Annotated in this window: 12 protein-coding genes; 3 read left to right on the top strand and 9 right to left on the bottom strand. The window is 55.6% G+C overall.

Translation table 11 applies throughout. From position 1 onward, the window contains the following. Positions 1-79: 79 nt before the first annotated feature. From LLY24_RS01525 to serA, 8 genes are all read right to left on the bottom strand, one after another. Positions 80-772 carry a FadR/GntR family transcriptional regulator gene (locus tag LLY24_RS01525; protein WP_259034501.1) on the bottom strand — a complete coding sequence of 231 codons (693 nt, stop codon included), beginning with the start codon at positions 770-772 and terminating at the stop codon, positions 80-82. A gap of 94 nt (positions 773-866) precedes the next feature. Continuing rightward, positions 867-1,559, bottom strand: coding sequence for an RraA family protein (locus LLY24_RS01520; RefSeq protein ID WP_259034500.1), 693 nt, complete (start codon positions 1,557-1,559; stop codon positions 867-869). After that, positions 1,546-2,346, bottom strand: coding sequence for an HpcH/HpaI aldolase family protein (locus tag LLY24_RS01515; RefSeq protein WP_259034499.1), 801 nt, complete (start codon positions 2,344-2,346; stop codon positions 1,546-1,548). Before LLY24_RS01515 ends, LLY24_RS01520 begins: the two co-directional genes overlap by 14 nt. Further along, on the bottom strand, positions 2,346-3,173 hold the full coding sequence (locus tag LLY24_RS01510) for a carbon-nitrogen hydrolase family protein (protein WP_259034498.1): 828 nt from the start codon (positions 3,171-3,173) through the stop codon (positions 2,346-2,348). The genes LLY24_RS01515 and LLY24_RS01510 overlap by 1 nt, the downstream gene beginning before the upstream one ends. Before the next feature lie 36 nt (positions 3,174-3,209). Then, complete coding sequence (locus LLY24_RS01505) at positions 3,210-4,205, bottom strand: DctP family TRAP transporter solute-binding subunit (protein ID WP_259034497.1); 996 nt, start codon at positions 4,203-4,205, stop codon at positions 3,210-3,212. 68 nt (positions 4,206-4,273) lie between these two features. After that, positions 4,274-5,554: a TRAP transporter large permease gene (locus LLY24_RS01500; protein WP_259034496.1), complete on the bottom strand. Its 1,281-nt coding sequence runs from the start codon at positions 5,552-5,554 to the stop codon at positions 4,274-4,276. A gap of 30 nt (positions 5,555-5,584) precedes the next feature. Continuing rightward, positions 5,585-6,076 (bottom strand): TRAP transporter small permease, encoded by a 492-nt coding sequence (locus LLY24_RS01495; RefSeq protein WP_259034495.1) that lies wholly within the window; start codon positions 6,074-6,076, stop codon positions 5,585-5,587. Positions 6,077-6,385: 309 nt separating this feature from the next. Then, a complete protein-coding gene (serA, locus tag LLY24_RS01490) occupies positions 6,386-7,627 on the bottom strand; it encodes a phosphoglycerate dehydrogenase (protein ID WP_259034494.1) in 1,242 nt (413 codons plus the stop codon). A 235-nt stretch (positions 7,628-7,862) separates the two neighbouring features. On the opposite strand from serA, the gene LLY24_RS01485 reads away from it, so the two are divergent. Genes LLY24_RS01485 through dxs form a run of 3 tightly spaced genes read left to right on the top strand, consistent with a single transcriptional unit; the run spans position 7,863 to position 10,987 of the window. After that, a complete protein-coding gene (locus tag LLY24_RS01485; protein WP_259034493.1) occupies positions 7,863-8,177 on the top strand; it encodes an exodeoxyribonuclease VII small subunit in 315 nt (104 codons plus the stop codon). After that, complete coding sequence (gene ispA / locus LLY24_RS01480) at positions 8,171-9,064, top strand: (2E,6E)-farnesyl diphosphate synthase (protein WP_259034492.1); 894 nt, start codon at positions 8,171-8,173, stop codon at positions 9,062-9,064. The genes LLY24_RS01485 and ispA overlap by 7 nt, the downstream gene beginning before the upstream one ends. A 3-nt stretch (positions 9,065-9,067) precedes the next feature. After that, the gene (gene dxs / locus LLY24_RS01475; protein ID WP_259034491.1) at positions 9,068-10,987 is read left to right on the top strand and encodes a 1-deoxy-D-xylulose-5-phosphate synthase; all 1,920 of its coding nucleotides are present in this window, start codon (positions 9,068-9,070) and stop codon (positions 10,985-10,987) included. 75 nt (positions 10,988-11,062) lie between these two features. On the opposite strand, the gene LLY24_RS01470 is transcribed toward dxs, so the two are convergent. Further along, complete coding sequence (locus LLY24_RS01470; RefSeq protein ID WP_259034490.1) at positions 11,063-12,004, bottom strand: aldo/keto reductase; 942 nt, start codon at positions 12,002-12,004, stop codon at positions 11,063-11,065. Positions 12,005-12,029: the final 25 nt, after the last annotated feature.

The raw sequence follows: 12,029 nt of genomic DNA, 5'->3' as shown, positions 1-12,029 counted from the left end.
CAAATACAAAACACCAGTCGCCGCGTTGATATCGAAGAGACCGGCACTCATTCGAGACTGAACCGTTTGAGCCACTAACTTAGCGCAGCGCTTTGTACCGTTTCAAGCTTTCGGTCAAGTGCAACCGCATAGCTTGACGACTTGCCTCTATATCGCCCTTATTGATGGCTTCGGCAATATTTTTATGTTCGTCATGCATTCGGCTTAAGTAGTCGCGCGACAGCATCGGCTGCCAGTTGTGAATCAACTGGCTAGGGGGAATGATAACCATGCCTATGAAGTCAAGAAACTTCGGCATGTAGCTGTTTCCACTTGCCAATGCAATTGCCATATGAAAATCAAAGTCGAGTTGGCGTGGATTACGCACGAAATCATCAATATTTTCGGCTTTTTCAAGAACACTCAAAACATGAGCGATGGCGGTTTTATCCTGACGAGCGGCCGCCAAGCCGGCAGACTCTACTTCAACGCCCAGGCGAAGCTCGAGAATATCTATTATCTCAGTAATTTCACCCAACTTATCGGCGTTGATTTTTAAAACGGATTTCTCTTTGCTCGCAACAAACACTCCTTTTCCCTGCCGGGAAAGCAGCAGTCCTTCTGAACGCAAAAGCGCGATAGCCTCTCTTACAACGCTCCGGCTAACGTTATAAGACAGCATCAGCTGAGATTCAACAGGGATCTGATCCCCAACGGCGTACTCACCGGATGAGATTTTTTCTGTCATCTCGAGTGCCACGCGAGACGACAAACTACGATGGCGTGACTTCATGAATATCTTTAACAAACCTCTCTGAACAACGTTTTTTGAATATCATTTTTTCGATTAAAAAATTGACACCTAAAATCGAAACTCACCATTACGTTTAAAAGACCGGGCTTTTATGAACATCTCTAAAAAATCGCTCGCGATCCACTCCGTTCAAGCTGGCCAAGGACGTCCCATGTTGTAGCTCAAACATCGCTTCTTTTTCAAAAATCTCATCTTTCACCGATAGTTCGATCACCTCCCAAATGCGAGGATCCAGAGGATCGATACTCAGAAGACCATTCGCATCGCCAAAGATAATATCACCCGTTTTAATTTCAATCCCACCTATCGTGACAGATTCGCCTAATTGAGCGCCTGGTGAATAGAGCGCGCGGGTCGTGATCACGCTACATCCTCTGGCAAATACTGGAATTGCTAGTGTCGACACCTGCTCGAGGTCGGTAATCAGTCCGTTGACTACGATACCTTTCGCGCCCTTGAGCTTGGCGGCGGTGGCCACCATTTCTCCAACGCAGGCGACACGCTGGCTTGCTGCACGATCAATGACCAGTACATCCCCCGGTGTAAGAAGCTCAATCGCCATGTGTACCGGAGTCGAATCATTGGTGGGTTGATAGACCGTCACGGCCGTGCCCAAGCAGAGGGAAGCGGGTGTCATGAGCTTGATATCGGCAGGCAAAGAATCTTCAAGATGGTGCCCCAGAGAAGAAGGCTGTAGGCCTGCAAGAGCGCTCATCAACCGTAGCTGTTTTTCTGGCACGTCTGGGTAAGGCTTATTTTTCATCATGAGTGTTCCCAAATATCGATATCAACTCATGAACGCCAGCGCATCCTTTATTGATGAACGCCATATCATTGCCTACCAAAAACATGGATGCCCCCAAAGTACGTAATGTTTCAAATTGCTGGGAAGTGGCGGGCGCACAGCCGAGCATCAATCGAATTTTCCTTTCAATACACTTGGCCGACAGTATCTCTACCGCCTCACGAATTTCCGGCACTTTCATCGAGTAGTCGACAGGGCATCCGCATGACAAAGCGAAATCAGCGGGACCGAAATGAACAGCATCGATTCCTTCAACAGAAAGGATAGAATCAATATTGTCGAAAAACCCGACGCTCTCAGCCATCGGTATAATCTTACACCGGCTATTTTCTCTTTCTATATAGCTTGACCAAGTGAAATCGCGACTTGCATAGACCGCGCTTCTGACCGACCCATCGCCTCCGCGCCGCCCCAAGGGAGGAAACTTCACTGCATCAATAATGGCCTTCATCTGATCTTTAGAGTTTACCTGGGGTACAATAATACCATCGGCCCCCATTTCAACCGTTTTTCTGAGCGAAACGGCATGGCTATCAGGCACACGGATACAGGAAGCGATACCCGCAGCGTGGGCCGTCAACACCAGCTTTTCAAGCATTGCATCAATGCCCGTCACACTGTGCTCGGTATCGATGAATACGAAATCAAGCCCCCAGTTTGCTGCGATTTCAATGACGGCTGGAGACGCTGAGTAAACATTGATACCAAAACTATTTTTATCCAGATTCAAAAAAGAGCCCGTATACATCAGAAAACCTCGCTAGATAATGACGTATAGTCTTGGGGCCGACGATCCTTGAAGGGATGTACTTCGTATACACCCGGGTCTCGAATGATCGACTTGTTTCTAGCCAGGGTCAGGTCAGCGTCGTAATAGAATATTCCGTCCTGCATCCCGCTATTGATCAACTCAGTACCGTCAGGTCCAATCAGATGACTTGACCCCATAAATTGCATGCCATCATCTAGGTCGTTGCGATTGGAAGACAGAAAGTAGGTGAAGTTCTCTGCAGCTCTTACTTTACTAAAAATGTCCGGTAGCAAGCGGGCCGCTTCTGGCCACGCAGCGGGTAAAACGATAAGTTCGGCCCCCGCGAGAGCAAGGGCGCGAAAAACTTCAGGAAAGCGGATTTCGTAGCAAATGGCCAAGCCAATTTTGCCGATTGACGTGTGATAAACCGAAGGTTGGAAGTCCTCGGGAATATCCGTGAAGCGGTCCCCGATCATAAAGGGCAAGTGCATTTTATGGTGAATACCAACAATCCCTTCTGGTCCAATCAAGGCAGCCGAGTTAAAAACGTCACTGCCTTTCTTTTGATAGAAGCCTACAACAACGTAAATATCATACGCTTTTGCCGCTTCCAAAATAGGACTCAGGTCCCCACGCTCTACATTAATGGCAGCAGCCACTAACGATTCACGTGAGTCGAAAGAACCGCCCGTCAAGAAGCATTCGGGAAATGCAATCAATTTTGCGTTGTTGCGACCGGCTTCACTGACTTTTTGTGCGACCAAATCAATTGTTTTTACCGGATCACCATGGATAGGTGAAAATTGTGCGTAAGAAATAATCATGATACAAAACTCAAAGGTGATTTTTAATCGACACTATTAATCGACACTATAGCCAACGGCATTGAAAACATCGTCGACGAGCTCAGGATCAAAGGTTTGAACATACTCGTTAATAACGTCCGACTGAGTATCCAACATGGCTTGCCGCTGTTCTTCACTAACATCCGTTACAACATTTCCTGCTGCACGAATTTCATCCAGCGCTTCGGTTTGTGCGCGGCGTGAAATTTCTCGCTGTTCGATGGCCGTCTCTCTGGCGACATCGATAATTAGCGCCTGCTCATCTTCGTTGAGACGATCCCAGAATGGCTTTCCGATCAAGACAATTTGTGGGTTATAGTTATGACGCGTTAGCGTTATATATTGCTGAACTTCGTAATACTTGGATCCGAGAATGAAGGGAGCCGTTGTTTCCTGGCCATCCACGGCACCCGTTTCAAGCGCAGTATAAAGCTCTGTGACAGGCATGGGCGTTGCGTTGGCGCCCAGCGCTCTCCACATATCTACTAATAGCGGATTTTGTTGAACGCGAATTTTTAGCCCCTCGATGTCTTCCAAAGTTTCGACCTCGTGTGCATTGTTAGTCAAAAGCCGAAAGCCCTGTTCCCAAAAAGCGAGGCCTACGACATTATGCGCGGGCAACTGCTCCAGCAAGTGATCACCTACCTCTCCATCCAGTAGTGAATCCATGACCTCGGGATCTTGATAAATGAAAGGCAGGTCCAAAATACCGAAGTCTCGAACCTCATTGATCATATTTCCGGCATTCCACACCATCATTTCTACCACTCCGCCCTTGAGCGAGGAGAGCACCTGAACGTCCCCGCCTAAAGCACCATTCGCAAACACACGTGTATTCAGTTGGCCCCCACTTCGTTCTCTCAGTTTTTCTGCAAAAATATGCATTCCCTGAACGGGGGGCGTCCCTTCTTGCCCAGTCGCTGCGAACTTTATCGTATGGTTGCGATACTCCTGCGCTTGAACAGAAGAGGTCACACCGAGTACGAGAAGAGCCATCAATAGTTTTTTCATGGTTTTTTCCTGTCGTTGTATTAAAGTGATTTACTTGTTGTTGAAAAATTGTTAACCGCTTTTTTATGTCAGCTCGATAGCCAGGCAGCGGGCAACAATACGACCTCCGGCACGGCAATCATGATTGCCAACACGACGATCTCGGCCATTAAAAATGGCATCACACCTTTCGTTAACGCGCTGAACTCTAGCCGTCCGACGGCGCATACCACATTCAGCACCGTCCCTACGGGAGGCGTTATCAAACCAATAGCGCCTGTAATCATGAAAATGACACCGAAATAAATGGGGTCGACACCCGCGCTGACAACGACCGGCACCAGAATGGGACCTAACAGTAAAATGGTGGGCGTAAGATCCATGGCGGTACCAATGATCAATATCACCAGAACGACGGCAGCCACGAGAAGTTTGGGATGATCCATGATGGGCTCGATCAAGCCGATGATTTGACCGGGAATATCCGCAATCGTGATCATCCATGCGGGAATGGCTGCTGCCGCCACCAGAAACATGACCCCTGCCGACGTCTTTGCCGCACTAAAGGCAATGTCCGACAGCATGGAAAGCGTCAATTCTCGATAGATGAGGCAGGACACGGCTATAGCGTATACGGCGGCCACCGCAGCGGCTTCCGTCGGTGTCATGATGCCAAAACGAAGTCCGACTAGAATGATGACAGGTAGTAATAGCGCCCATACGCTATCCAACAGTGCCGCCCCCCTTTCACTCCAGGAAGCAGGTGCTTGCACTTCGAAATCGTTACGCCTTGCTATGATATTCCATGCGACACATAAAGCCGCTGCGATCATGATCCCCGGAGCAATTCCCGCTAGAAATAATTTACTGATCGATAAATTCGTAGCGACGCCAAAAACGATAAAGCCGATACTGGGTGGAATGATGGGGCCAATGATGGACGCTGAAGCGACCAATCCTGCTGAGGTCGGCTTGCTATAACCTGAATTGATCATCATGGGTAGCAGCAATGCCGTCAATGTCGCGGCGTCGGCCAGGGCGGAGCCTGAAAGGCTCGATAAAAGCACGCCAGCAAAGATCACGACATACCCCAAGCCTCCTTTACGATGGCCCACTAACGTTTTAGCAAGGTGAACGATTCTTTTCGATAACCCCCCCGCATTCATTACCTCGCCAGCTAAAATGAACAGAGGAATGGCCAGCATTGGAAAACTGTTCGCGGCATTGATCATGTTTTGTGCAATGATCTGTCCATCGAACAAGCCTATCTGCCACATCAACACGATGCCACTAACGATCAAGGCATACGCAATCGGGGTACCTAGCGCAAGAAAAGCCAGTAGCGAAGCGCTAAAGAATAGTACGGTCATTTCGAGCTCTCCCTATAAAAAAGCTTAACATCAACTTTTTAACTCACTGAAACTCAGGCGTAACAATCTCACTCTTTTAAAAATACAAACTGCAATATAAGAACAACTTAAAGTCGAAAAAACGACGCCAGAAGCATATAGAAAAGCCGATGAAAGCAATGTAGAGCTGGAAATAACCTCCTTATTCAGTATCATTTGATGCCAACTACCCTTAAGCAACAAAAGCCCTACTGCCAATATGACGATCTCGACGATGAATCGACATATTTCGCTATAAAGCCTGGGCAGCCGAGCGACGATGACATCGACAGCGATCAACCCTTTCTCATAGAGAACCAGGGCGGCGCCAATAAACGTCAGCCAAACGAAAAGCAGAGAAGAAATACCTTCTGCAATATAGATACTGCTATTGAAGGCATACCGCATCACGACATTCGAAAACACTAAAAGGGTTATGACAGCCATACAAAGCACGAGGAAATAGCGCATCACTTGGAGAGCAGCATTCTTTAATATCTTCATCGAGGAAGACCTTTGGCGTTGTTTTTCATTTCGCTAAGCTCAGCCCATCTTATAAATTCCGAATCAGGATTGAGCACGTATTCACACCCTAACCACTTAACTGATGACTGACAACTAATACTTTAGTATAAAATCCCGTGCTACTCTTGTTGGGGTCAAGGAAATAAGTTCGTCTCGGCTACGCTGGTCACTGTTGGCTGCCCTCGCTCTTGAGCCATGTGCCCATAAACGCGAACGGCCCCTCTTTCGAAGGGCCGTTCGTGCGTTTACGCGGGGCTTTTTGCTAGCCGCAGGCTAGTTCGACCTCGGTTAGCTTTGCGCCGAGTAGAGCACGCGAATTTTTAGCGTGTGCTCGACGTCGCGCAGGGCCTCAAGCGCCTGGGCGCCGTAAGCCTTGTCGACGTCGATGACCACGTAACCGACGCTTTCGTTGGTCTGCAGAAACTGACCAGCGATGTTGATGCCGTTTTCCGACAGCACGCGGTTGATCTGCGACATGACGCCGGGAACGTTGTCATGGATGTGCAGCAAGCGATGCTTGTCCGGGTGGGCGGGCAGCGCCACTTCGGGGAAGTTGACCGAGGTGATGGTGGTACCGTTGTCGGAGTAGGTGATCAGCTTCTCGGAGACCTCGATGCCGATGTTCTCCTGTGCTTCCAGAGTGGAGCCGCCGATGTGCGGGGTCAAAATCACGTTGGCCAGACCGCGCAGCGGGCTCTGGAACTCTTCGTTATTGCCCTTGGGCTCGACCGGGAAGACATCGATGGCGGCACCGTTGAGCTTGCCCGATTTAATCGCCTCGGCCAGCGGCTCGATTTCGACGACGCTGCCGCGTGCGGCGTTGATCAAGATGGCGCCATCCTTCATCGCCGCGATCTCTTTGGCGCCGATCATCCAGCGCGTGGAGGCGAGATCCGGCACGTGCAGGCTGACCACGTCGGCGCGACCCAGCAGCTCTTCGAGCGAAGACACCTGACTTGCGTTACCCATGCCAAGCTTGGTGATGATGTCGAAGTAGATGACGTGGAAGCCGAGAGACTCCGCCAACACCGAGAGCTGAGCGCCGATGCTGCCGTAGCCGACGATACCCAAGGTTTTGCCGCGCGCTTCGTGCGAGTTCTTGGCGCTCTTGAGCCAGCCGCCTTCGTGGGCGCGGGTGTTCTTCTCGGGAATGCCGCGCAGCAGCATGATCGCCTCGGCGAGTACCAGTTCGGCCACCGAGCGGGTGTTGGAGTAAGGCGCGTTGAAGACCACGATGCCGCGCTTGAGCGCCGCAGTAAGGTCGACCTGATTGGTCCCGATACAGAAGCAGCCCACCCCGACCAGTTTCTCTGCCGCTGCGAACACGCGCTCGTTGAGCTGGGTGCGGGAGCGGATGCCGATGAAGTGAACGTCGCTGATCTTCTCGATCAGCGCCTCTTCGTCGAGCGACGTCGAGAGCGTTTCGATGTTGGTGTAACCGGCGTTGAGAAAATTGTCCACCGCGCTCTGGTGGACGCCCTCGAGTAGCAGGATCTTGATCTTGCTCTTGTCCAGGGACGTTTTGGCCATGGCTGAATCAACCTCGTTGGTCGGCGACGGGCGCCGTGTATCGGTTCACGGGAGGCGCTATGGTAGCACAGCCAAACACCCTGACGCCGGGTGACGGCAAGGAAAAGTACGCACGCCGCCGTGCGTAGACGCCAAGGCAGGCACGCCCCCCAAGCCAGGGTGTATACTGTGCGTTTTGCGCAAACCATCGCCGCTGGCACCGTTTCACGAGTGACGTTTTGATGAGCGACGTTTTATGACCGAAAGCACCGACGCGACCACACCCCGCTCGCCCGCCGAGCCCGAGGACTTCGCCGCCACCATCACCCGGCTCGAAGGCATCGTCGAGCGCCTGGAGTCCGGCGAGCTGTCGCTCGAAGCCGCGCTCGGCGCCTTCGAGCAGGGCATTCACCTCGCCCGTGACGCCCAGTCGCGCCTCGACCAGGCCGAACTCAAGGTGCGCGCGCTGAGCGAAGACGACCAGGGCCGCCTCAAGGTCGCCCCCTTCGACGCCGCGCTGCCCAGCGAGCAGGCAAAAGACGACGGCCTCGAGGAAACGCCACCATGGTAGTCACCGACGCCGCCGATCTCGTCACTCTGCGCAAGGCCAGCCATGCGCGCGTCGATGCCGCCCTCACGGCGCTCTTCGACGATCAGCACGCCGTCAGCCCGCGCCTTGAAGCAGCCATGCGCCACGGTTTGCTGGTCGGCGGCAAGCGTTTACGCCCGCTTCTGGTCTATCTCGCCGGGCGCTCGCTCGGCGCCAGCGACGACGACCTCGACGCCCCGGCCGTTGCCATCGAGCTCATTCACGCCTACTCGTTGATCCACGATGACCTCCCCGCCATGGACGACGACGACCTGCGCCGCGGCCAGCCCACGGTGCACAAGGCCTTCGACGAAGCAACGGCGATTCTTGCCGGTGACGCCCTGCAGACGCTGGCCTTCGAGGTCATCGCCGAGGCCGCGCATCCGCGATCGTCTGCGCTGATCAAGACCCTGGCAAAGGCCTCCGGTCGCCATGGTATGGTGGCGGGCCAAGCGCTCGACCTTGCCGCCGTGGGCGGGCTACCCGATGCCAGCGCTCTCGCCCACATGCACGCCCACAAGACGGGGGCGTTGATCGTGGCGGCCGTACGCCTGGGCGGGCTCGTGGCGGTGGATGATCACGACCCGCGCCTGGCAGCGCTGACCCGTTACGCCGAGGCGATTGGCCTGGCCTTTCAGATTCACGACGACGTGCTCGACGTCATCGGCGACACCGCGACCCTAGGCAAGATCTCTGGAGCGGATGCAGCGCGGCAAAAACCCACCTATCCTAGCCTGCTAGGGCTCGAGGGAGCCCGACAGCGCGCTCAAGCGCTGAGCGACGAGGCCATCGCCGCGCTTGCGCCTTTAGGCGAGCGCGCCGCCCCTCTAGCCGATTTAGCCCACTACATGATCGAGCGCGACCACTAGACGATGCCCATGAAGCTGTTCGACGAGATTCCCCGCGAGCGTCCGGCGACGCCGCTGCTCGACTCCTTTGACCATCCCGCTACCCTGCGGGCCATGAACGCGACCCAGCTCGCCCAGCTTGCCGATGAGCTGCGCGCCTATCTGCTCTATAGCGTTGGCGTCTCCGGCGGGCACTTCGGTGCCGGGCTCGGCGTGGTCGAACTCAGCGTGGCGCTGCACCACGCCTTCGATACGCCCGAGGACCGTCTGGTGTGGGACGTGGGCCATCAGGCTTACCCCCACAAGATACTGACCGGGCGGCGCGAAGCGATGACCAGCATCCGACAGCACGGCGGGCTCGCCGCCTTTCCCCGGCGCGAAGAGTCGGCCTACGACACCTTCGGCGTGGGCCATTCGAGCACTTCGATCTCGGCCGCCCTCGGCATGGCACTCGCGGCCAAGGCGCGCGGCGATAAGCGTCGCGTTTGCGCGGTGATCGGCGATGGCGCGCTAACGGCCGGTATGGCCTTCGAAGCCCTGGCCCACGCCGGGCACGTCGATGCTAACTTGCTGGTGGTGCTCAACGACAACGAGATGTCGATCTCGGAGAACGTCGGCGGCATCGCCAACTACCTGGGTCGGATGATGGCGAGCACGCCCTATCTCAAGATGCGCCAGGAGGGTAAGAAGGTGCTGTCGCGCCTGCCGGGCGCGCTGGAGCTTGCCCGCCGCACCGAAGAGCACATGAAGGGCATGGTGAGCCCGGCGACGCTGTTCGAGGAGATGGGCTTCAACTACGTTGGCCCCATCGACGGCCACGATCTCGACGCCCTTACCCAGACGCTGCGTAACCTGCGCGACATGCCGGGCCCGCAGTTTCTGCATATCAAGACGCGCAAGGGCAAGGGGTTCTTGCCCGCCGAAGCCGATCCCATCGGCTACCACGCCATCACCAAGCTGGAGAAGCCCAGCGCCAAGCCTACGCCTGCACCGCTTAACCCCGCGCCGCCAAAGCCTGCGAAAAAGAAATACTGCAACGTCTTTGGCGACTGGCTCTGCGACATGGCCGCCGAGGACGAACGCCTGGTGGGCATTACCCCAGCGATGCGCGAAGGCTCGGATTTGATCCGCTTCTCCAAGACCTACCCCACGCGCTACTTCGACGTCGCCATTGCCGAGCAGCACGCGGTAACGCTGGCCGCCGGCATGGCCTGCGAAGGGATGAAGCCGGTGGTGGCGATCTACTCCACCTTTCTGCAGCGCGGCTATGACCAGCTGATCCACGACGTCGCGGTGCAGAAGCTCGATGTCACCTTTGCCATCGACCGCGCCGGGCTCGTCGGTGAAGACGGCCCCACGCACCACGGCAGTCTCGATCTCTCCTACCTGCGCTGCGTGCCCGATATGGTGATTCTGGCTCCCGCCGACGAGGCCGAGTGCCGCGCCATGCTGAGTGCGGCCTACCACCACCCGGGCCCGGCCGCCGTCCGCTACCCACGCGGCACCGGCCCCGGCGCGAGCATCCCCGAACATCTAGAGCCGCTTGCCATTGGTAAAGCCGAGGTGCGTCGCCACGCCGACGGCGAGGGCATGCGCATCGCGCTGCTCGCGTTCGGCAGCCTGAATGGCCCGGCCGCCGAGGTCGCCGAGCGCTTGGGCGCTACGCATATCAACATGCGCTCGATCAAGCCGCTGGACCGCGACGCCGTGTTGCATGCCGCCGACGAGCATGACCTGCTAGTGACGCTGGAAGAGAACGTGGTAGCCGGAGGCGCGGGCAGCGCAGTCAACGAGCTGCTTCAAGCCGAAGGCGTGCAGAGCGAAGTGCTCAACCTGGGCCTGCCCGACGCCTTCGTCGAACACGGCACGCCGGAAGAGCTTCTACACGACTGCGGCCTCGACGCCGAGGGCATCGAGGCCGCGATTCGCAAGCGCCTGCCGTAAGTCACTTGCGTTGAGTTGGCATGACGTTGAGTACTTGGCGTTGAGTGCATGGCGTTGAGCGACAGGACCGTCGATTTAACGACCGGCGGCGTTCAAGCGCTCGATAGCGTCCTTGGGCAGATCAAGATCGGCGGCGCCCAGGGTGTCGTCGAGCTGTTCGAGCTTGGTGGCGCTGGCGATGGGCGCAGTCACACCGGGGCGGGCGAGTAGCCAAGCAAGGGCCACCTGAGCCGGTTTGGCCGATAGCTCTTTGGCCACGGCGTCGAGCGTATCGAGCAGGCGCTGGCCGCGCGCGTCGAAATACTTCTCGACGAAGTCGGCGCGGGCTTGGCCCTTGGCGTCTTCGAAGCTTTTGTACTTCCCAGTCAAAAAGCCGCTGGCAAGCGAGAAGTAGCTCACCACGCCTACCTGGTTGGCTTTCGCTACCTCGGCGAGGCCGCCTTCGTACTCGTCGCGGTCATAGAGGTTATAGAGCGGCTGCATTAGCTCGTATCGCGGCAGCCCCTCGCGCTCGGCCACGTCGAGCGCCTGACGCAGACGGTCGGCGGAGTAGTTGGATGCACCAATGGTGCGCACCTTGCCCGCTTCGATGAGCTTGGAGAAAGCGATCAGCGTCTCCTCGAGCGGGGTGTTCTCATCGTCGATGTGGGCGAAGTAAACGTCCAGGTAGTCGGTTTGTAGGCGCTTGAGCGAGTCATTGACCGCCGCTTCAATATTGGCCGCCGATAGCCCCTTGCGCTGCTCCCACATGCCGACCTTGCTCATCAGCACGATGTCATCGCGCTTGCCGCTCTGTTTGAGCCACTTACCCAACACCTTTTCGGATTCGCCGCCCTGGTGGCCATCCACCCACGCGGAGTAGACGTCGGCCGTGTCCACGGCGTTGAAGCCACGTTCGACGAAGCGATCCAATAAGGCGAAAGAGCGCTTCTCATCGGCCGTCCAGCCAAAGACGTTGCCACCAAAGACGAGCGGGGCGATATGAAGCTCGGAACGTCCTAGTTCACGTTTTTGCATACTCTCCTCTCTTCCCTCTTCAAAG

It is taken from the genome of Halomonas dongshanensis (assembly GCF_024790395.1).
Classification (GTDB): domain Bacteria; phylum Pseudomonadota; class Gammaproteobacteria; order Pseudomonadales; family Halomonadaceae; genus Vreelandella; species Vreelandella dongshanensis.
Note: the sequence above shows the minus strand (reverse complement) of the source record. Positions and strands in the feature narration are given on the sequence as shown.